Source organism: Streptomyces sp. NPDC002835, assembly GCF_053591995.1.
In genome coordinates this window covers 1-23,173 of the sequence record NZ_JBSFUW010000065.1, presented here as the reverse complement: position 1 = coordinate 23,173, position 23,173 = coordinate 1, and the positions used below count along the sequence as shown (strand labels likewise).

At 75.2% G+C, this 23,173-nt stretch carries 2 protein-coding genes; both read right to left on the bottom strand.

Annotated features, from left to right (window positions below; genetic code table 11):
- The coding region (locus ACWD01_RS35500) for a type I polyketide synthase (RefSeq protein WP_451167888.1) at positions 1-1,775 on the bottom strand (1,775 nt) is incomplete at its 3' end.
- A gap of 20 nt (positions 1,776-1,795) precedes the next feature.
- Positions 1,796-23,173, bottom strand: a 21,378-nt coding sequence (locus ACWD01_RS35495; RefSeq protein WP_451167886.1) for a type I polyketide synthase, incomplete at its 5' end; no start/stop codon positions are given.

Sequence of the window (23,173 nt, the reverse complement as noted above, 5' to 3'; positions counted from 1 at the left end):
CCGTCCTCACCCCACACCACCTCCCGCACCGACACATCCAGCTCCGCACACACCGCATCGAAAGCCTCCGCGAACACCGGGAACCGGGCATACAACCCCCGCCCCATCCCCAACCGCTGCGAACCCTGCCCCGAGAAGAGGAAGGCGAGCGACCCCTCACGGGCCTCTCCGCGCGCGATCTCGACACCCTCCACACGCACCGCTCGGTGTGCGAAGTGCCCCCGTGAGACCGCCAGCGAGAGACCCACGTCGACCGCGGAACCCGTCACCCCCGACAGCCGCTCCACCTGCGCATCCAGCGCGGCCACCGACTTACCGGAGACCGGCCACGGGGCGAGGACCGCCGCGTCCGAGGGTTCGGCGCTCGGTTGCGCCGGGCCTTCCTCGAGCACGACGTGCGCGTTCGTGCCGCTGATGCCGAACGAGGAGACGGCCGCTCGGCGTGAACGCTCACCGGCCGGCCACTCGGCGGCCTCGGTGAGCAGCCGTACGCCGCCCGCCGTCCAGTCGACGTGGCTGGAGGGCGCGTCCACGTGCAGGGTGCGCGGCAGCACGCCCGCCCGCATCGCCATCACCATCTTGATCACACCGGCCACACCAGCGGCCGCCTGCGTGTGCCCGATGTTCGACTTCACCGAGCCCAGCCACAGCGGCCTGTCGCCCGGCCCCCGCTCCCGGCCGTACGTGGCGAGCAACGCCTGCGCCTCGATCGGGTCGCCCAGCGGCGTACCCGTACCGTGCCCCTCCACCACATCCACATCGGCCGCCGTCAGCCCGGCGGCCGCCAACGCCTGCCGGATCACCCGCTGCTGCGACGGGCCGTTCGGCGCGGTGAAGCCGTTGCTGGCGCCGTCCTGGTTGACGGCGGAGCCGCGTACGACGCCGAGGACGCGGCGCCCGTTGCGTACGGCGTCCGAGAGCCGTTCCAGGGCGAGTACGCCGACGCCCTCGGACCAGCCGGTGCCGTCGGCGGCGTCCGCGAACGCCTTGCAACGCCCGTCGCCGGCCAGCCCGCCCTGTCGGCTGAACTCCATCAGGGAGCCGGGCGTGGACATGATGTTCACGCCGCCTGCCAGGGCGAGTGAGCACTCGCCCGTCCGCAGGGACTGGACCGCCCAGTGCAGGGCGACGAGGGACGAGGAGCAGGCGGTGTCGACGGTCACCGCAGGGCCTTCGAGGCCGAGTTGGTAGGCGAGCCGGCCGGAGACGGCGCTGGCGGCGATGCCGGTGCCGATGTCTCCTGTTGCATCGTCGAGGGTCCGGACGAGCAGGTAGGCGTAGTCCTGTCCGTTGGTGCCCATGAAGACGCCGGTGCGGCTGCCGCGCAGCCGGGACGGGTCGATCCCGGCGCGCTCGAACGCCTCCCACGAGGTTTCGAGGAGCAGCCGTTGCTGCGGGTCCATCGACGCGGCTTCTCTGGGTGAGATGCCGAAGAAGTCGGCGTCGAAGCCGGCCACGTCGTCGAGGAATCCGCCGCCCCGGCTCACGCCGTGGCCGCGGGCGTCGACTCCGGCGCCGCGCAGGGCGTCGAGGTCCCAGCCCCGGTCGGCCGGGAAGTCCGACATGGCGTCGGTTCCGGCCGCGACCAGGTCCCACAGGTCTTCGGGCGAGTGGACTCCGCCCGGGTAGCGGCAGCTCATCGCGACGATGGCGACGGGTTCGGTGGCGGCGGCGACCAGGTTCAGGTTCTGGCGCCGCAACCGCTCGGTCTCCTTCATCGAGGACCGGAGCGCTTCGACGACCTTGTCGTGGGGCGTGGGCGTGGGCGTGGCCATGTTCTGCTCCGTCTGCACCGTCAGTCCTGCGGTTCGTCGTGGGGGGCCGGTGCGGCTGTGGGGTCGGACGCGGTCGGGTTGAGGACTGCCTGGACCAGTGCGTCGACGTCCATCGCGTCGATGGAGTCGGCGTACGCGGCTTCCTGGTCCGGCGCGTCGGCGGGCTCTTCGTCCCGGCCGTTCTCGGCTGCCAGCTTCAGCAGCGGTTCGAGTACGCCGATGCGGCGCAGTTGGGAGACGGACACGGACGCCAGCAGAGTCTGGAGGCGTGCCTTGTCCAGGTCGTCTGCTTCGGCGGCGTCGCCGGCCGCGGCCGGGTCCAGGCGCCGGGCGATGTGCTCGGCGAGGTCGGCCGGGGTCGGGTGGTCGAAGACGAGGATGGCGGACAGTTCGAGGCCGGTGGCCGCGGTGAGTTGGTTGCGCAGTTCCACGGCGGCCAGGGAGTCGAACCCGAGGTCGCGGAACGCCTTCTCCGGGCCGACGGCCGCCGTTCCGCTCAGTCCGAGGACCTCGGCGGCCCGGGTGCGTACGAGCTGGAGTACGGCCGCCTCGCGCCGGGCCTCGGGCAGCGCGGCCAGTTCGGCGCGCTGCTCGGGGACGGCCGGCGCGCCGGGTGTGTCCGCCGTCTGGGGTACGCGGAGGCCGGCGAGCAGCCGACTGGGGCGTACGGCCGTGAAGGCGCGGACGAACCGGCCGGGTTCGACATCGGAGATGACGGTGGTCGGCTCGGGGTCCAGCACGGCGCGGCGCAGGGCCGTGACGGCCAGGTCCGGGTCGAGGGGCCGGATGCCGGCCCGGTCGGCTGCTCCGGCCGCGCGGTCGGCGGCTGCCATGCCCGCTCCGGCCCAGGCGCCCCAGGCGAGGGAGGTGGCGGCGAGGCCGCGGGAGCGGCGCTGTTCGGCGAGGGCGTCGAGGACGGCGTTGGCCGCCGCGTAGTTGCCCTGGCCGGGGTTGCCGACGGCCGCGGAGGCGGAGGAGAAGAGGGCGAACACCGCCAGGTCCAGGTCCCGGGTGAGTTCGTCGAGCAGCAGCGCGGAGGTGACCTTGGCGCGGAAGACGGCGGCGAACCGGTCGGGGGTGAGGCTGTCGATGACGGCGTCGTCGAGTACGCCGGCGGCGTGGACGACGGCGGTCAGGGGCGCCGTGTCGGGGATGGCGGCGAGGACGCCGGTCAGTGCCGCACGATCGGCGGCGTCGCAGGCGGTGAGGGTGACCTCGGCTCCTGCTTCGGCCAGTTCGGCGCGTAGGGCGGTGGCGCCGGGGGCGTCGGGGCCGCTGCGGCTGAGCAGGACCAGGTGGCGGGCGCCGGCGGCGGTGAGACGGCGGGCGACGTGCGCGCCGAGGGCGCCGGTGCCGCCGGTGATCAGGACGGTGCCTTCCGGGTCCCAGGTGCGGGTGGGCGCCGTGGCGGCCGTACGGTCGGCCGGCAGCGGGGTCAGCCTGCGGCCGTGGAGTGTCCCGGACCTGATGGCGACCTGGTCCTCCCCGTCCGGTGCGGCGAGGAAGGAGGCGAGCCGGTCGGCGGCCGAGGCGGCCTCGGTGGGCTCGGCCGGGAGGTCGATCAGGCCGCCCCAGCGCTGCGGGTATTCGAGGGCGGCGACCCGGCCGAGGCCCCAGACGGCGGCCTGGGCCAGTCCCGGTACGGGCTCGCCGGCGGACACGGCGACCGCGCCCCGGGTGACGCACCACAGGGGTGCGGTCAGGTCGACGTCGCCGAGCGACTGCAGGAGGGTGGCGGTCAGTGCCACGCCCTGCGGGACCTCGCCGGTCTCCTCGAGGGCGAGGAGGGAAACGACGCCCGTGAACCCGCCTGCCGAGGAGGCCAGTTCACGCAGTCGCTTGGCGAGCGTGTCCCGGTCGGCGTCGGCGTCCGGGGTGATCTCGAAGCGGACGGCGTCCGGGCCGAGGCGGCCGAGGAGGGCCTCCGTCCAGGGATCGCCGGCACGCGCGGCGGGGAGGACGACGAGCCAGGTCCCGGCGAGCGGGGCGGTGCTGTTCCCGGCGCCCGCGAGCGGCTGCCAGGTGATGTGCTGGCGCCAGCCGTCGACAGCGGTCTCCTCGGCGCGGCGGCGCCAGTGGTCGAGGGCGGGGAGCACCTTGGACAGTGCGTCGCTGTCGACGTCGAGGGCCCCGGCGAGCGAGTCGAAGGGCTCGGAGCGTACGGCGGTCCAGAACGCGTCGTCCGTTCCGCCGGCCGTGGCGGCCGGGGTCGTCGCCGCGGCCGGGGTGCCGTGGGCCCAGTACCGCTCGCGCTGGAAGGCGTACGTCGGCAGCGGCGCCCGGCGGGCTCCGGTGCCCGCGAAGACGGACGGCCAGTGCGGGGCGCAGCCCTCGATGTGCAGCCGGGCGACGGCGTAGAGGAGGGTGTCCTGCTCGCCGCGCCCCTTGCGCAGGGCCGGTACGGCGGTCACAGTGGCGGCCGGCGGCGCGCCGTCGAGATCCTGGGCGAGGGCGGACAGGGTGGCGTCCGGGCCGAGTTCGAGGAACCGGGTGACGCCGCGGGCGGCCAGGGCGCGCAGCCCGTCGCCGAACCGTACGGTCTCGCGGACGTGCCGCACCCAGTAGTCGGGGGTGCACACCAGCTCGGCGTCGGCCGGTTCGCCGGTCAGGTTCGACACGAGGGGCAGGCTCGGGGCGGTGTAGCCGATGCCCCGGGCCACCCGTGCGAAGTCGTCGAGCATGGCGTCCATGTGCACGGAGTGAAATGCATGGCTGACCCGCAAACGCCTAGTCTTGCGGCCCGCGTCGGCGAAGGCCCGGGCGATCCGGTCCACGGCGGCCTCGTCGCCGGCGACGACGACGGCCCGGGGGCCGTTGACCGCCGCCACCGACACCCGTTCGCCGTCGGTCTCCGCGAGGCGTTCCCGTACCTCGTCCTCGGTCGCCTGGAGGGCGGCCATCGCACCGCCGCCGGGCAGTGCGGCCATCAGCCGGGCCCGGGCCGCCACCAGGGCGCAGGCGTCGTCCAGGGAGAACACTCCCGCGACGTGGGCGGCGGCGATCTCACCGATGGAGTGCCCGGCGACGAAGTCGGGGCGCAGGCCCCACGATTCGACGAGCCGGTAGAGGGCCACCTCGATCGCGAACAGGGCCGGCTGGGTGTAGCCGGTGTGGTCGAGCAGGGCGGCCTCGGGAGTGCCCTCGTCCGCGAACAGGAGCTCGTGCAGCGGCCGGTCGAGCTCCAGGTCGAACCGGGCGGTCACCTCGTCGAGAGCGCGGGCGAACACGGGCTGGGCGGAGTGAAGTTCGCGTCCCGCGCCGGGGCGCTGGGCGCCCTGGCCGGAGAACAGGAACGCGGTCTTGCGGCTGCGGGAGGCGGCCTCGCCGCACAGGAAGTGCGGTCCGGTGCGGCCGTCGGCGAGCGCCGCCAGGCCGGTCAGGAGCTCGTCCCGGTCGCCCGCGAGGACGGCGGCCCGGTGGTCGAAGGAGGACCGGGTGGTCGCCAGCGAGTAGCCGAGGTCGGCGACCGCGAGGTCCGGCCGCTCGGTGACGTGGGCGTGCAGACGGGCGGCCTGGGCCCGCAGGGCGCCGGAAGTGGTGGCGGACACGGGCACGGGGATGCGTACGGGTGTGGTGCCGGTGGTATCCGGCACGCCCGCCGAATCGTGTACGGGTGCCCCGCCGATGGTGTCCCGCCCGCCTGCGACAGCGCGTACGGGTGTGGTGCCGGTGGTGGCCGGTTCGGGCAACTGCCGTGCTTCTGCGAGCGGTTCGTCCTGCATGGGGTCGGTCGCCTGCTCCAGGATGATGTGGGCGTTGGTGCCGCTGGCGCCGAAGGAGGAGACGCCGGCGCGGCGCGGGCGGCCGGTGTGCGGCCAGGCGGTCTCCTCGGCGAGGAGGCCGACCGCGCCGGCCGTCCAGTCGACGTGCGAGGAGGGCGCGTCCAGGTGGAGGGTCTTCGGCAGGACGCCGTGCCGCATCGACATGATCATCTTGATCACTCCGGCGACGCCCGCGGCGGCCTGTGTGTGCCCGATGTTCGACTTGACCGTGCCGAGCAGCAGCGGCTGTGCCGCGTCCCGACCCCGGCCGTACGTGGCCAGCAGCGCCTGCGCCTCGATCGGGTCGCCCAGCCTGGTGCCGGTGCCGTGCGCCTCCACGGCGTCCACCTCGGCCGTGGTCAGCCGGGCGTTGGCCAGGGCGCGCCGGATCACGCGGCGCTGGGACGGGCCGTTCGGGGCGGTGAGGCCGTTGCTCGCGCCGTCCTGGTTGACGGCGGAGCCGCGGAGGACGGCGAGGACCTCGTGGCCGTTGCGGCGGGCGTCGGAGAGCCGTTCGACGACGAGCATGCCGACGCCCTCCGACCAGCCGGTGCCGTTCGCCGATTCGGCGAACGCCCGGCAGCGGCCGTCCGGGGACAGGGCGCCCATCTCGCCGAACTCGACGAAGCCGACGGGGCTGGACATGACGGTCACGCCGCCGGCCAGCGCCATGGCGCACTCCCCCGCCCGCAGGGCCTGCGCGGCGAGGTGCAGCGCGACCAGCGAGGAGGAGCAGGCGGTGTCCACGGTCACCGAGGGCCCTTCCAGGCCCAGGGTGTACGAGAGACGGCCGGACAGCAGGCTGGCGGACTGGGCGGTCTCGACGTGGCCGAGCTGCCCGATGGCGGGCCGGTAGTCGCCGCTGCCGCCGCCGATGAACACGCCGGTGTCGCCTCCGCGCAGGGTGTGCGGATCGACGCCGGTCCGTTCCAGGGCCTCCCAGGCCGCCTCCAGCACGATCCGCTGCTGCGGGTCGACGATCAGCGCCTCGCGCGGCGAGATGCCGAAGAAGGCGGCGTCGAAGTCGGCGACGTCGTGGAGGAAGCCGCCGTTCTGCGTGACGCTGCGGCCGCGGCCTTCCGCGTCGCCGTGGGTGAGCCGCTCCAGGTCCCAGCCGCGGTCGGCCGGGAAGGTGCCGATGGCGTCGACCTCGGCGCGCAGCAGCAGCCACAGGTCCTCGGGGGACTGCACGCCGCCGGGGTAGCGGCAGCTCATGCCGACGATGACGATCGGGTCCTCGGCGGTGCCGGCTCCCGCGCCGGCGGCCGTGCCTGCCGATTCGGCCGGAGCGGCCTGCTCCCCTTCGTCCAGTTCCTCCAGCAGTTCCGCGCGCAGTTGCGCGGCGAGGGCCACCGGAGTCGGGTGGTCGAAGACGAGGGTGGCCGGCAAGGTCAGGCCGGTGGCCGCGCCCAGCTGGTTGCGCAGGTCCACGGCGGTCAGCGAGTCGAAGCCGAGGTCCTTGAACGCCTGGTCCACGGGGATGGCCTCGACGTCCGGGTAGCCGAGTACGGCGGCCACTTCGCGGCGTACGAGGGCCAGCAGCACGTCGTCGCGCTCGGCGCCCTCGGGCCTGGCGAGGAGTTCGGCGCGCAGCGCGGCCGCGGTGCCCGTGCCGGCAGCGGCACGGGTCTCTTCTTCGGCGGGTGCCGACGCGATGCTCGCCTCGGGGATTGCGGCGAACAGCGCGCTCGGCCGGGCCTGGCCGAAGGCGGGCGCGAAGCGCTCCCATTCCACGTCGGCGACGACCACGGACGCCGTGCCGTCCCCGGTGGCCCGGCGCATGGCGGTCAGAGCCCGCTCGGTGTCCATCGACGGCAGCCCACTGAGCCGCAGATGCCGGTCGAGGGAGTCCTCGGTCAGTCCGGACCAGGCTCCCCAGGCCACGGCGAGGGCGGCGTGGCCGGCGGAGCGGCGGCGCTCGGCGAAGGCGTCGAGCCAGGCGCTCGCCGCGGCCCCGTCGCCCTGGCCGCGGACGCCCCAGACGCCGGCGATCGAGGCGAACAGCACGAAGGCGTCCAACTCCCGTTCTCCGAGCGCTTCTTCGAGTACGGCTTCCAGAGTCTCGACTCCGGTCCGCAGCTGCTGTGTTCGCGTCGCCCCGGCTCCGTACCCGGTGTGCATCACCGCGGTCAGCGGCTGGTCGGACGGGATCGCGGACAGGATCTCCGCGAGCGCGGCCGGGTCGTCCGGAGCGGCGGTGGCGAGGGTGAGCGTGGCTCCGTGTTCGGCCAGCCGGTCGCGGAGCTCGGCGCCGGTGGCGGCGTCAGGGGCGCTCGTGCCGACGAGCAGCACATGGGCGGCGCCCTGGCGGGCCAGCCAGCGGGCGGTGTGTCCGCCGAATCCATCGGTGTCCCCGACGACCAGCACGGTCCCGGACGGTGTCCAGACGTCCGCTCCCGGGTCGGCGGCCGACCGTACGAGACGGCGAGCGTAGACACCGGACGGGCGCAGCGCCAGCTGGTCCTCACCGCCGAAGCCTCCGGAGCCCCCAGAGCCTGCGGAACCGACCGAACCAGCCGAACCGGCGGCGAGGACGGCGCGCAGTCGGGCGGCGGCCCGTGCGTCGGGCGCCTCGGCCACGTCGATCAGCCCGCCCCAGCGGTCGGGGTGTTCGAGTCCCGCGACCCGGCCGATGCCCCACCCGGCGGCCTGCGCCGGATCGGCGGGCGCGTCGGCGCGGCCGACCGACACGGCTCCCCGGGTGACCCACCACAGCGGGGCCTCGACTCCGGCCTCGGCAAGGGCGGCCGCCAGGTCGTCGGGCAGGGTGGGCGTGTCCGGCGACAGGGACAGCAGGGACAGCACGCCGTCGAACCGCCGGCCAAGGCTGGTCAGCTCGGACAGCCCGGCCAGCTCGCTCGCGAGGCCGTCGGCGTCGGCCGGGTCGACCGCGACGCGTACCGCGTCCGGTCCGAGGGCGGCCGTGATCGCGGCCGCCCACGCGTCGTCCGGGTTGCCCTCCGGGACGAGCGCCAGCCAGGCGCCGCCGAGGGCGTCGGCCGGGGCCGTGCCGAGCGGCTGCCAGGTCACCCGGTAGCGCCAGCCGTCCACCACCGTGTCCTCTTCGTGCCCGCGGCGCCATGCGGACAGGGCCGGGACGAGCGACGACAGCGCCGCGTCGTCGGAGAGGCCCAGGGTGGCGGAGAGTGCGGGCAGGTCGCCTCGTTCCACCGCCGTCCAGAAGGCCGCGTCGTGCTCGTTCCGCTCCTGCACGGCGCGCCCCGGTGCGGGCAGGGCCGTGGGCTCGGGCCAGTACAGCTCCCGCTGGAAGGGGTAGGTGGGCAGGTCGGTGCGGCGGGCGCCGGTGCCCTCGTACAGCAGGGTCCAGTCGACCGGGACGCCGCTGACGTGCAGCCGCGCCAGGGCGGTGACGAGCGCGGCCTCCTCGGGACGGTCCCTGCGCAGGGCGGGGGTGAACACGAGGTTCCCGCCGGGGAGGTTCTCCTCGGCGAGGGCCGCCAGGACTCCGTCCGGGCCCAGTTCGAGGAAGGCGTTCGCTCCCGCGTCGCCGAGGGCGCGTACGCCGTCGGCAAACCGGACGGTCTCGCGGACGTGACGCACCCAGTACTCCGGGTCGCACAGCAGCTCCGCAGTCGCGACCCCGCCCGTCACGTTCGAAACGAGCGGCAGCAGCGGCGGCGCGGCGAACGACAGCCGGGAGACGACCTGCCGGAAGGCGTCCAGCATCGGTTCCATGAGCGGCGAGTGGAAGGCGTGCGAGACCCGCAGGGAAGTGGTCCTGCGTCCGGTCCGCGCGAACTCGGCCCGCAGGGCCTCCACCGCGTCGGCCGCGCCGGACACGACGACCGAGTTCGGTCCGTTGACGGCGGCGAGGGACACGAACTCGCCGAGCAGCGGGCGGACTTCGTCCTCCGTCGCCTGGAGCGCGGACATGGCTCCGCCTTCGGGCAGGGCCTCCATCAGGCGGCCGCGCGCGGCCACCAGGGTGCACGCGTCGGCGAGGGTGAGGACGCCCGCGACGTGGGCGGCGGTCACCTCGCCGATCGAGTGACCGGCGACGAAGTCGGGCTGTACGCCCAGCGATTCGGCCAGCCGGTACAGCGCGACCTCGACCGCGAACAGGCCGGCCTGCGCGTACTGCGTACGGTCGGCCAGGGCGGCGTCCGTGCCCCAGACCACCTCGCGCAGCGGGCGGTCCAGTTCCTGGTCGAGCCCGGCGCAGGCGGCGTCGAAGGCTGCGGCGAACACCGGGAAGCGCTCGTACAGTTCGCGGCCCATGCCCGGGCGCTGCGAGCCCTGGCCGGAGAAGAGCACCGCGAGGGAACGCTCGGCGGCCGTGCCGCGGGCGATCTCCGTGCCAGCCGTGAGCACGGCCCGGTGCGCGAAGTGGGTGCGTCCGGCGGCGAGCGAGAGGCCGACGTCCTGCGCGGGCTCGTCCGTGCACTCGGCCAGTCGCGCAATCTGGGCGTCGAGCGCGGCGGCGGACTTGGCGGACACCACCCACGGCACCACCCACGGCGTCACCGACGGGGCGGCCGGGGCCGTGTCCGGGTCGGGTGCGGGCGGGGCCTGTTCGACGATCACGTGGGCGTTGGTGCCGCTGACGCCGAAGGCGGAGACACCGGAGCGGCGCGGGCGTCCGGTCGCGGGCCAGGTCTGCTCCTCGCGGACCAGGGTGACGGCTTCGTCGGCCCATTCCACGTGCGTGGACGGAGTGTTGATGTGCAGGGTCCGCGGCAGCACGCCGTGCCGCATGGCCATCACCATCTTGATGACGCCGGCCATGCCGGCGGCCGCCTGGGTGTGGCCCAGGTTGGACTTGACGGTGCCGAGGAGCAGCGGCCGTTCCCGGTCCTGTCCGTACGCGGCGATCAGGGCGCCGGCCTCGATCGGGTCGCCGAGCGGGGTGCCGGTGCCGTGTGCCTCGACGGCGTCGACGTCGGCGGGCGCGAGGCCCGCGTCGGCCAGTGCCTGGCGGATGACGCGCTGCTGGGCGCGGCCGTTGGGTGCGGTCAGTCCGTTGGAGGCGCCGTCCTGGTTGACGGCGGCGCCGCGCAGCACGGCGAGGACGGTGTGGCCGTGGCGGCGGGCGTCGGAGAGGCGTTCCAGGACGAGGACGCCCGCGCCCTCCGACCAGGAGGTGCCATCCGCCTCGTCGGCGAAGGCCTTGCAGCGGCCGTCGGGGGCGAGGCCGCCCTGGGCGGAGAACTCGATGAACGAGTCGGGGCTCGACATCACCGACACACCGCCGGCGAGGACGAGGGAACATTCGCCGCCGCGCAGCGCGCGGACGCCGAGGTGGAGGGCGACGAGGGAGGAGGAGCAGGCGGTGTCGACGGTGACGGCCGGGCCCTCCAGGCCCAGAGTGTAGGAGAGGCGTCCGGACATCACGCTGGCGGTGTTGCCGGTGGCGACGTGGCCCTGGACGTCGGCGGTGCCGCGGCGCAGGACGGAGGTGTAGTCCTGGCCGTTGGTGCCGATGAACACGCCGGTGGCGCTGGCGCGCAGCGAGTCGGGGGCGATGCCGGCCCGTTCCAGGGCCTCCCAGGAGGTTTCGAGGAGCAGACGCTGCTGCGGGTCCATGGCGAGGGCCTCGCGGGGCGAGATGCCGAAGAAGCGGGCGTCGAACCGGCCGACGCCGTCGAGGAATCCGCCCTCCAGGGTGGCGGAGCCGCCCCGGCCGAGGGTGTCGAGGTCCCAGCCGCGGTCGGCGGGGAAGGCGGAGATGGCGTCCTCGCCGTTCGCGAGGAGCCGCCACAGGTCCTCGGGCGAGGCGACCCCGCCAGGGAACCGGCAGCCCATGCCGACGATCACGATCGGGTCCTGGTCCGTGGCGGTCCCGGGGGCGGCCGCGGCCCGGTCCTGCGGCTCGGCGTCGCCCAGCAGCTCGGCGAGCAGGTGCGCGGCGAGGTCTTGCGGCGTCGGATGGTCGTAGACGAGGGCGGCGGGCAGTCGCAGGCCGGTGGTCGCGGTGAGGGTGTTGCGCAGTTCGACGATGGTCAGCGAGTCGAAGCCGAGGTCGGTGAACGCCTGGTCGGCGCCGATGGCGGTGGCGTCGGCGTGGCCGAGTACGGCGGCGACCTGGGCCCGCAGGAAGTCGAGCACGGACTTGGCGCGCCCGGCCGCGGGGAGGGCAGTGAGCCGCTGTCGCAGCCCGTTGTCGTCTCCGGCGGCCGGTTTCGCCGTGGCGGCGCCCCGGGGTCCGGCGAGGTCGGCGATCAGGGGGGTGGGCCGCAGCGCGGTGAACACCTGGGCGAACCGGTCCCAGTCGATGTCCGCCACGGTCAGGGCGGCCGGGCTCTCGTGGTCGAGGGCCGAGGTCAGGGTGTCGAGGGCGAGTTCCGGCGCCATGGGCGTGTAGCCGCCCCGGCGGACCCGGGCCCCGACGCCGGTCCCGTCGCCGGCCATGCCGGTGCCGGCCCACGGGCCCCAGGCGACGGAGGTCGCGGGCAGGCTCTGCCCGCGCCGGTACTCGGCGAAGGCGTCCAGGAAGGCGTTGGCGGCGGCGTAGTTGGCCTGGCCGGCCGCGCCGAGGCTCGCCGCGGTGGACGAGAACAGCACGAAGGCCGCCAGGTCCGTCTCGCGGGTCAGTTCGTGCAGGTGTCGCGCGGCCGTGGCCTTGGGGGCGAGGACGGCGGCGAACGCCTCCGGGGTGAGCGTGTCGAGGACGCCGTCCTCGACGACGCCCGCCGCGTGGAAGACGGCGGTCAGCGGCTGGTCCGCCGGTACGCCGGCCAGGACGCGGGCCAGCGCGTCGCGGTCGGCGGTGTCGCAGGCGGACAGGGTGACGCGGGCGCCCAGCTCGGTGAGTTCCGCGTGGAGTTCCGCGGCGCCGGGCGCGTCGGAGCCGCGCCGGCTGACGAGCAGCAGGTGTGCGGCGCCGCGGGCGGCGAGCCGGCGGGCGACGTGCGCGCCGATCCCGCCGGTGCCGCCGGTGATCAGAACGGTGCCGGTGGGGGCGTACAGGCGGGCGTCCGCACGGTCGGTCTGCGGGAGGCGGGCCAGCCGGCGGGCGTAGACTCCTGCGGCGCGCACGGCCACCTGGTCCTCGGCGCCGCCGGGACCGCCGGTCCCGTCCGTGCTGACGGTCGGCGCGAGCAGCCCCGCGATCCGCCTGACGGCGGCGTCGTCGACGGTCTCCGGCAGGTCGAGGAGGCCGCCCCAGCGCTCGGGGTGCTCCAGGGCCACGCTACGGCCCAGTCCCCACACGGTGGCCTGGTCGGGCCGGCCGAGCCGGTCGGAGCGGCCGACGCTGACGGCGCCCCGGGTCAGGCACCACAGCGGGGCCTCGATCCCGGCGTCACCGAGGGCCTGCACGGCGGTGGCCGTCGGCAGCAGGCCGTCGTCCTGGAGCGCCAGCAGGGACAGCACACCGCTGAACCCGCCGTTGTCCGAGGCCAGTTCGCGCAGCCGTCCGGCGAGGGCGTCGCGCGTCTCGCGGTGCGGCACGGTGAGGGTGACCCGGTCGCCGCCGAGGCGGTCGAGCAGGTCCCCGCCGTCGTCCCCGTCCTGCGCGTCGGCCGCCACCAGGCAGAGCCAGGTCCCGGTGAGTTCGGTGAACGTGCCCGGGGCGGCGGGCAGCGGCTTCCAGGTGCCGACGTAGCGCCAGCCGTCGACGGTCGACGCGGCGCGGCGCTTGCGCCGCCATGAGGTGAGGGCGGGCACGACGGCCGTCAGCGTGGCGTCGTCCAGGCCGAGGTCGGCGCCGAGCGCGGGCAGGTCGGCCCGCTCGACGGCCGCCCAGAAGGCGGCGTCCACCGGGTCCGCGGCGGGACCTGCCATGCCCGTCCGCCCGGCCTCCGGCCAGTACCGCTGCCGCTGGAAGGCGTACGTCGGCAGGTCCTCGAAGGCGCCGGCACCGCTGCCGGGGAAGAAAGCGGCCCAGTCGACCGGTGCGCCGGTGGTGTGCAGGCGGGCCAGGGCGGTGGTCAGTGCCGGGGCCTCGGCGCGGTCCCGGCGCAGGGCCGGTACGACGGTGACCCGTTCGTCGGCCACGGCCTCCTGGGCCGCGCCGCTCAGCAGGGCGTCCGGGCCGATCTCCAGGAGTACGGTCGCGTCCAGCTCGGCGAGGCGGCGGGCGGCGTCGGCGAAGCGCACTGTGGCACGCAGCTGCTCGACCCAGTACTCCGGGGTGCAGAGCCGCTCGGAGTCGGCGAGTTCGCCGGTCACGGTCGAGACCAGGGGGATCGTCGGCGCGTGGTAGGTGATGCCGCGTGCGACCCGGGCGAAGGCGTCGAGCATCGGGTCCATGTGCGGCGAGTGGAAGGCGTGGCTCACGCGCAGCCGCCTGGTCCGGCGGCCCTGGGCGGCGAAGCGCTCCGCGAGCTCGAGGACCGGCTCCTCGTCGCCGGAAAGGACCAGTGAGCGGGGGCCGTTGACGGCGGCGAGCGCCATCCGGTCCGCGTGGGCGGCCAGCAGCGGAAGGGTCTCCTTCTCGGTGGCCTCCACGGAGACCATCGCGCCCCCGCCGGGCAGGGCCGACATCAGCCGGCCGCGCGCGGCGACCAGGATGCAGGCGTCCTCCAGGGAGAACACCCCGGCCACATGGGCGGCGGCGAGCTCGCCGATCGAGTGCCCGGCCAGGTGGCCGGGACGGACGCCCCAGGACTCGAAGAGCCGGTGAAGGGCCACCTCCAGGGCGAACAGCGCCGGTTGGGTACAGGCCGTATCGTCGAGCAGGGCGGCTTCCGCGCTGCCGGGCGCGGCGAACATCACCTCGCGCAGCGGCTGTTCCAGTTCGAGGTCGAAGCGGGCCAGTACGGCGTCCAGGGCGTCGGCGAACACCGGGTGGCACTCGTACAGTTCGCGGCCCATGCCGGGCCGCTGGCTGCCCTGGCCGGTGAAGAGGAACGCGGTGCGGGCGCGCGCGACGGTGCGGGCGGTCAGCAGGGCGGCGTCCGGCAGGCCGTCGCGCAGGGCGGTCAGGGCCCGTACGCCCTCCTGGTGCGTGTCGGTGACGACGGCGGCCCGGTGTTCCAGGGCGGCGCGGCCGGTGGCCAGGGCCCGGCCCAGGGCGGGCAGCGTGTCGGGCCGGTCCGGGAGGGAGTCGAGCAGGCGTCCGGCCTGGGCGCGCAGCGCGGCCTCGGTGCGGCCGGACAGCAGGAGCGGGACCGCACCAGCGGGCTGTGCGGGCTCGGGCTCCTGGGGTTCGGCGGCCGGAGCCTGCTCCAGGATCGTGTGGACGTTGGTGCCGCTGAGGCCGAAGGAGGAGACGGCGGCGCGGCGCGGGCGGCCGGTCCGCGGCCAGGCCCGTTCCCCGGTCAGCAGCTCGATCGCGCCGGCCGTCCAGTCCACGTGGGTGGAGGGCCGGTCGATGTGGAGGCTGGCGGGCAGTGCGCCGTGCCGCATGGCCATGATCATCTTGATCACGCTCGCGACGCCGGAGGCCATCTGGGTGTGGCCGATGTTGGACTTGACCGAGCCGAGCAGCAGCGGCTGTTCGTCGTCGCGGTCCTGGCCGTAGGTCGCGAGCAGGGCCTGCGCCTCGATCGGGTCGCCCAGTTTGGTGCCGGTGCCGTGTCCCTCGACGGCGTCGATGTCGGCGGCGCGGACGCCCGAGTTGGCGAGTGCCTGGCGGATGACGCGCTGCTGGGAGGGCCCGTTGGGAGCGGTCAGACCGTTGGACGCGCCGTCCTGGTTGACGGCGGAACCGCGGATGACGGCGAGGACCCGATGGCCGTTGGCCAGCGCGTCAGAGAGCCGCTCGACCAGGACCAGGCCGACGCCCTCCGCGAGGCTCATGCCGTCGGCGGCCTCGGCGTACGGCTTGCAGCGGCCGTCCACGGCCATGGCGCGCTGGCGGCTGAATCCGACGAAGGCGTTGGGCGTGGCCATGATGCTCACGCCGCCCGCGAGGGCGAGCGTGGACTCGCCGCCCCGCAGCGACTGGCACGCAAGGTGCAGCGCCACCAGCGAGGAGGAGCAGGCCGTGTCAAGGGTGACGGCGGGGCCCTCGAAACCGAAGGTGTAGGAGATCCGCCCGGACAGGACGGACGGCACGGTGCCGGTGACGAGGTGGCCCTCCGCACCGTCCTGGGCGGAGCCGCCCGAGGTGTAGTCCTGGTAACTGGCGCCGATGAAGGTGCCGGTGCGGCTGCCGCGCAGCGCGGCCGGGTCGATCCCGGCGCGCTCCAGTGCCTCCCAGGAGGTTTCGAGCAGCAGGCGCTGCTGCGGGTCCATCGACAGGGCCTCGCGCGGCGAGATGCCGAAGAAGGCCGCGTCGAACTCGGTCGCGGAGTCCAGGAATCCGCCGCGCGTCGAGTACGTCTTGCCGGGCCGGTCAGGATCGGGGTCGTAGAGCCCGTCGGCGTCCCAGCCGCGGTCGAGGGGGAAGTCGCCGGTCGCGTCGCCGCCGGCGGCGACCAGCCGCCACAGGTCCTCGGGGGAGGCGACGCCGCCCGGGTAGCGGCAACTCATGCCGATGACGGCGATGGGCTCGTCGTCGCCGGGCGCGGACGCGGCCACGGCCGCCGGGGCCGCCGTCCCGGTCTCGGCGCCGGCGACCCGCGTGCGCAGGAACTCGACCAGGGAGAGCGGGTTGGGGTAGTCGAAGACCATGGTGCTGGGCAGGGTGAGCCCGGTGACGGCGGACAGCCGGTTGCGCAGGTCGACCGCGGTCAGCGAGTCGAAGCCGACGTCGCGGAAGGCCCGCTGCTCGGACAGCACGTCCGGGGAGGCGTGCCCGAGGGCGACGGCCGCTTCGGTGCGTACGAGGTCGAGCAGCGCCCGGTCCTGTTCGGCGGCGGACAGCGCCCGCAGCCGGGCGGTGAACTCGCTGTCGCCGGTGGGCCGTTCGGCGGCCTGCTGCTCCAGCTCCGCCACCTCGGCGATGTCCTCGAACAGGGCGGTGGGCCGCCCGGAGGTGAACACCGGGTGGTAGCGGCCCCAGTCGATGTCGGCGACGGTGACGACGTGCGCGTCCTCGGCCAGGGCCTGGCGCAGTCCGGTGAGGGCCAGCTGCGGGTCCATGAAGTTCAGGCCGCTGCGCCGGATCTGGCCGGGGTCGACGCGGCCGAGTCTCAGGTCGTCGGACCAGATGCCCCAGGAGATGGAGGTGGCGCGGGCGCCGCGCGCCCGGCGGTGCTCGGCGAGCGCGTTGAGGTAGGCGTTGCCGGCGACGTACGCGGCGTGCCGGCCGCTGCCCCACATGCCGGCGGTGGAGGAGTACAGGACGAACGCGTCGAGCTGGTCGTCGTCGAGGAGTTCGTCCAGGTGCCGGGCTCCGCCGACCTTGGCGTCGATGACCCTGGCGAACGCCTCGGGGCCGGTCTCGTCCAGGGAGGCCAGTTCGATGACGGCGGCGGTGTGCACGACGGTGCGTACCGTGCGGCCCTCGGCGGTCAGGCCGTCCAGGAGGGCGGCGACGGCCGTGCGGTCGGTGAGGTCGCAGCCGCGGAACTCCGCCTCGCAGCCCGCCTCTCGGAGTTCGGCGACGAGGTCGGCGGTGCCGGGCGCGTCGGCGCCGCGCCGGCTGGTGAGCACGAGGTGCTCGGCGCCCTGCCCGGCCAGCCAGCGGGCCAGGTGGGGGGCGAGGGTGCCGGTGCCTCCGGTGATCAGGGTGGTGCCGCGCGGGCGCCAGGTGTCCTGGCCGATGTCGCCGCTCGTGGTGGTCCGGGTGATGCGGCGGGCCAGGACGCCCGAGGAGCGCAGGGCGAGTTGGTCCTCGCCGGTCGTTCCGGTGAGGACGGCGGCGAGGCGTTCGCGGCCGCGGGCATCCAGCGGGGTCTCGGCCAGGTCGACGACGCCGCCCCAGCGGTCGGGGTGTTCCAGGGCCACGGTCCAGCCCAGGCCGTGGATCTGGGCCTGTTCGGGGCGGGTGAGCCGGTCGGCGCGGCCGGTGGACACGGCGCCCCGGGTGACGCACCACAAGGGTGCGCCGACGCCCGAGTCGCCGAGGGCCTGGACGAGGGAGAGCGTCAGGGCGAGCCCGGTGGTGAGCGCGGGCACGGCCCGGCTCGGGGCCTCGTCGGCGGCGAGGAGCGAGACGATCCCGGTGAGCTCCGCGCCGTCCTCGGTCAGGGCGGCGCTCTCGGCGGCCAGGAGTCCGGCGAGCACGGCCCGGTCGGCGTGCGCGTCGTCCAGCGCCAGGTGCCGTACGCCGGCGCCGGCGGCCGTCAGGGCCTCGGTGACGTCGGCGGGGGCGGGGGCGCCTGCGGCGCCGACGACGAGCCAGGTGCCGGTGAGCCGGGTGCCCCGGGGCAGTCCGCCGAGCGGTTTCCACGCGGCGCGGTAGCGCCAGGCGTCCACCGCCGCCCGGTCGCGGCTGCGGCGCCGCCAGCCGGCCAGCGCGGGCAGCAGCGGAGCGAGTTCGGACTGTTCCATCCGCAGCCCGGCAGCCAGCGACTCGACGTCCGACTCCTCGACGGCGGTCCAGAACGTGGCGTCCGCCGCGTCCTGCTCACCCGCCGTGCGCGGCCTGCCGGGCAGCGCCCAGATGTGCTCGCGCTGGAAGGCGTAGGTGGGCAGGGCGACCCGGCGTCCGCCGGTGCCCTCGAGGACGCGGGTCCAGTCCACCCGTGGGCCGCGGACGAACACCTCGGCGAGGGAGGTCAGGAAGCGGTCGAGGCCGCCCTTGTCGCGGCGCAGGGTGCCGACGGCGGCGGCCCGGCGCCCGGTGTCCTCCGCCACGGCCTGGACGGCCATCGTCAGCACGGTGTGCGGGCTGGTCTCGACGAAGACCTGGTGGCCCTGGTCGAGCAGCGCGGCTACGGACGGGCCGAAGCGCACGGTCCGCCGCAGGTTGCGGTACCAGTACGCGGCGTCCAGCGCGACCGTGTCCAGCCAGTCGCCGGTCACGGTCGAGAAGAACGGGATGTCGGCGGTGCGCGGCCGCACCGGCGCGAGGGCCGTCAGCAGTTCGTCCTCGAGCTGCTCGACCTGGGCGGAGTGGGAGGCGTAGTCGACGGCGATGCGGCGGGCCCGTACGTTCTCGGCGGCGAGTTCCTCGATGAGCGCGTCCAGGTCCTCGGGGTCGCCGGCGACGACGACGGTCCGCGGCCCGTTGACGGCGGCGACGGAGATCTGCCGGCCGCGAGCCGCGAGCCGCTCCTCGACGTCCTCGGCGGCCAGCGGTACGGAGACCATGCCGCCGGATCCCGCGAGGCGGCGGGCGATGGCCTGGCTGCGCAGGGCGACCACGCGGGCGGCGTCGTCCAGGGTGAGGGCCCCGGCGACGGCGGCGGCGGCGATCTCGCCCTGCGAGTGGCCGAGAACGGCATCGGGGGTGACGCCGTACGAGGCCCACAGGTGGGCGAGCGACACCATGACGGCGAAGGTCGCGGGCTGGACGACGTCGACCCGGTCCAGCGAGGGCGCGCCGTCGGCCCGGCGCAGGACGTCGACCAGGGACCAGTCGGTGTAGGCCGACAGGGCGGCGGCGCACTCGTGCAGGCGTTCGGCGAAGACCGGGGACTCGTCGAGGAGCCCGGCGGCCATGCCCATCCATTGGGAGCCCTGGCCCGGGAAGACGAACACGGTCCTGCCGTCGAGGTCCGCGGTGCCGTGGACGACGGCGGCGGACGAGTCCCCGGCGGCCAGGGCCCCGAGTTCGGTGCGCAGTCGCCCGGCGTTCTCGCCGAGGACCACGGCCCGGTGCTCGAACAGGGCGCGTGTACTGGTGAGGGAGTGGCCGATGTCGGCGGGACGTGCGCCCGCGTCCTGGCGGTCGAGGTGCTCGGCCAGCTGTGCGGCCTGGGCCCGCAGGGCGCCGGGGGTCCGGGCGGACAGCACCCACGGAATCGTCCGGTCGGCTGCGGACACCGTTTCCTTGGGCTGCCCGTCGGGGGACGGGGCCGGGACGGGGGCCGGGGCCTCTTCCAGGACCACGTGCGCGTTGGTGCCGCTGATGCCGAACGAGGACACGGCACAGCGGCGGGCCCGCTCACCGGCCGGCCAGGCGGCCGGGGTGTGCAGCAGGGCGACGGTGCCGTCGCTCCAGTCGATGTGCGAGGACGGCTCGTCGGCGTGCAGGGTCCCGGGGAGCAGGCCGCCCCGCAGCGCCATGACCATCTTGATGACGCCCGCGACGCCGGCTGCGGACTGGGTGTGGCCGATGTTGGACTTGACCGAGCCGAGCAGCAGCGGGTTCTCCGCGTCGCGGCCCTGTCCGTAGACGGCTTGGAGGGCCTGGGCCTCGATGGGGTCGCCGAGGGCCGTGCCGGTGCCGTGTGCCTCGACGGCGGTGATGTCGTCGGCGGTCAGGCCCGCGTTGCTGAGGGCCTGGCGGATGACGCGCTGCTGGGAGGGCCCGTTGGGGGCGGTGAGGCCGTTGGACGCGCCGTCCTGGTTGATGGCGGAGCCGCGGACCACGGCCAGGATGTCGTGTCCGTTGGCCCGGGCGTCGGAGAGGCGTTCGAGGACGACGACGCCGACGCCTTCGGCAAGGGTCATGCCGTCGGCGGCCTCGGAGAAGGGCTTGCAGCGGCCGTCGACGGCCAGTGCGCGCTGCCGGCTGAAGGCGATGAACGAGGCGGGGTTGGTCATGACGGTGGCGCCGCCGGCCAGCGCGAGGGAGCTCTCGCCGTTGCGCAGGGACTGGCAGGCCAGGTGGAGGGCCACCAGCGAGGAGGAGCAGGCGGTGTCCACGGTGACGGCCGGGCCTTCGAGGCCGAAGAGGTAGGCGAGGCGGCCGGAGAGCACGCTGGGACTGGTGCCGGTGACGGCGTGCCCGGCAGACGCGTCGTCCATGCCGGTGCCGTACTCCTGGTAGGTGGAGCCGATGAAGGTGCCGGTGGGGCTGCCGTGCACGGCGGCCGGGTCGATGCCGGCCGACTCGAACGCCTCCCAGGTGGTCTCCAGGAGCAGCCGCTGCTGCGGGTCCATGGAGAGGGCCTCGCGCGGGGAGATGCCGAAGAAGCCGGCGTCGAACTCCCCCGCCTCGTGCAGGAATCCGCCTCGGGTGGAGTACGTCTTGCCGCCGGCGTCGGGATCGGCGTCGTACAGGTCCTCGTCCCAGCCGCGGTTGACGGGGAATTCGGAGATGGCGTCCACGCCGTCGGCGATCAGCTGCCAGAACTGCTGCGGGGAGCGGACCCCGCCGGGGAAGCGGCAGCTCATGCCGACGACGGCGACGGGTTCGTCGTACCGGCCGGCGAGCGCGGCCCGCGGGGCCGCCTGTACCTCGGCGGAGCCGAGTATCTCGCCGCGCAGGAAGGCGGCGAGGGCGACGGGCGTCGGGTGGTCGAAGGCCATGGTGCTGGGCAGTGCCAGGCCGGTGACGGTCGCAAGCCGCTTGCGCAGTTCGACGGCGGTCAGCGAGTCGAAGCCGGCGTCGCGGAAGGCGCGGGTGGGGGCGACGGACTCGGCGGAGGCGTGCCCGAGGACGGTGGCCGCCTCGCGGCGCACCAGGTCGACCAGCATCCGGTCCCGCTCGGAGTCCGGCCGGGCGCGGAGTTTGCGTACGAAGTCTGAGGCGCCGGCTTCGCCCCGTGGGGCGGCGGCGGCCAGTTCGCGGACCTCGGGCAGTTCGCCGAAGAGGCGGCTGGGGCGGGCGGCGGTGAAGACGGGGACGTAGGTGGGCCAGTCGACGTCGGCGACGGTGACGGTGGTGTCCTGCTGGAGGATCGCCCGGCCCAGTTCGGCCAGGGCGGTGGCCGGTGCGAGGAAGCGCAGTCCCTGGCGGGCGAGGCTGTCGGAGACGGCCTCGTGGGTGGCCATGCCGGCCTCGGCCCAGGGGCCCCAGGCCAGGGAGGTGGCGCTCAGACCGCGGCTGCGGCGGTGTTCGGCGAGTGCGTCGAGGTAGGAGTTGGCGGCGGCGTACGCGCTCTGCCCGGCGCTGCCCCAGACGCCGGCGACGGACGAGAACAGGACGAAGAAGTCGAGGTCCTCGTCCTCGAGGAGGGCGTCGAGGTGGGCCGCGCCGAGCATCTTGGCGGAGGCGTACGCGCTCATGTCGGCGAGCGGCGTCGCGGCGAGCGGGGCGGCCTGGCCGAGTCCCGCGGCGTGGACCACGCCGGTCAGCGGGTGCTCGGTGGGTACGGAGGCCAACAGGGCGGCCAGCGCGTCACGGTCGGCGACGTCGCAGGCGGCGAGGGTGACCTCGGCGCCCAGCGTCCTTATCTCCTGGGCCAGTGCGGCGGCGCCGGGGGCGTCGGGGCCGCGCCGGCTGGTGAGGATCAGGTGCGCGGCTCCGTGCCGGACGAGCCAGCGGGCGACCTCGGCGCCCAGCGCGCCGGTGCCTCCGGTGACGAGCACGGTGCCGGTGGCGGTGAAGGCGCCGTCCTTGGGGAGTTCGGCGGCGGGGCGGCGCACCAGACGGCGCGCGTACGCGGCGCTGCCGCGCACGGCCAGCTGGTCCTCCGCGGCCTCGCCCGGGGTGGTGGCCAGCGCGGTGACGAGGCGCTGCACGGCGGGCGCGGTCAGGGTCTCCGGCAGGTCGGCCAGACCGTGGAAGGCGTGGGGCCGTTCGAGGGCGGCCACCCGGCCCAGGCCCCAGCCGGCGGCCTGGACGGGCCGGGTGACGGGGTCGGCGGCGCCGGTGGAGACGGCCCCCCGGGTGAGCGTCCACAGCGGTGCGGTGCTCTGGGTGTCGTGCAGGGCCTGGGCGAGGACCACGCCGAGCGCGAGGCCGTCGGGCAGGGCCGTCCCCCGGAGGTCGGCGGCGTCGGCGAGGGGCAGCAGCGACAGCAGGCCGTGGTGCTCCCCCGCCGCGGTGAGCCGGGCGGCGAGTTCGGCGCGATCCAGGCAGGCGTCGTCCAGTTCGACGCGGGCGAAGCGGGCGCCGTGGCCGCGCAGGGCGTCGAGGAGTTCGGCGTCGTCGATCGCGTCGGTGGTCAGGACGAGCCAGGTGCCGTCCAGGACGGGGGCGGCGCCCGCGCGGACCTGCTGCCACTGGACGCGGTAGCGGGCGGAGTCCAGCAGGGTCTGCTCGGCGTGGTGGAGCCGGTACGTCGACAGGGCGGGCAGCAGCGCGGCGAGGCCGGCGTGCTGTTCGTCGCGCAGGCCGAGGATGCCGGCCACGCCGTCGGTGTCGCCGCGCTCGACGGCGCCCCACAGGGCGCTGTCGGCGGCGCCGGGGGCCGGGGCGGTGGTGGTCCGCTCGGGCCAGTAGCGCTCGTGCTGGAAGGCGTACGTGGGCAGTTGGACCCGGTGTGCGCCGGTCCGGGCGTGGTACGCGGCCCAGTCCACGGCGATCCCGCGCACATGGAGCCGGGCGAGGGCAGAGACGGCGCTCTGCTCCTCGCCGCGGCCGGTGCGCAGCAGCGGGACGCATTCGGTGGCGTCGTCGCCGAGGACGTCCTGGGCGAGGGCGGACAGCACGCCGTCGGGGCCGAGTTCGAGGAAGGTGGTGGCACCGGCGGCGCGGGCGGCGCGCACGCCGTCGGCGAAGCGGACGGCCATGCGGACGTGGTCCACCCAGTAGCCGGGGGTGCACAGGTCTTCTGCGGTGGCGATCGCGCCGGTCAGGTTGGACACCACGTCGATGACCGGCGCGGTGTACGTGAGCTGTTCGGCGACGGCGCGGAACGCGTCGAGCATGGGCTCCATGCGGGCCGAGTGGAAGGCGTGGCTGACCCGCAGCCGCTTGGTCTTGCGGCCCTCGGCGGCGAACTGCTCTGCCAGGGCGAGGACTTCGTCCTCCTCGCCGGCGACGACGACGGAGTCCGGTCCGTTGACGGCGGCGACGGAGATCCCGTCGGTGAGCCGGGCGAGGACCTCCTCCTCGGTGGCCTGGAGGGC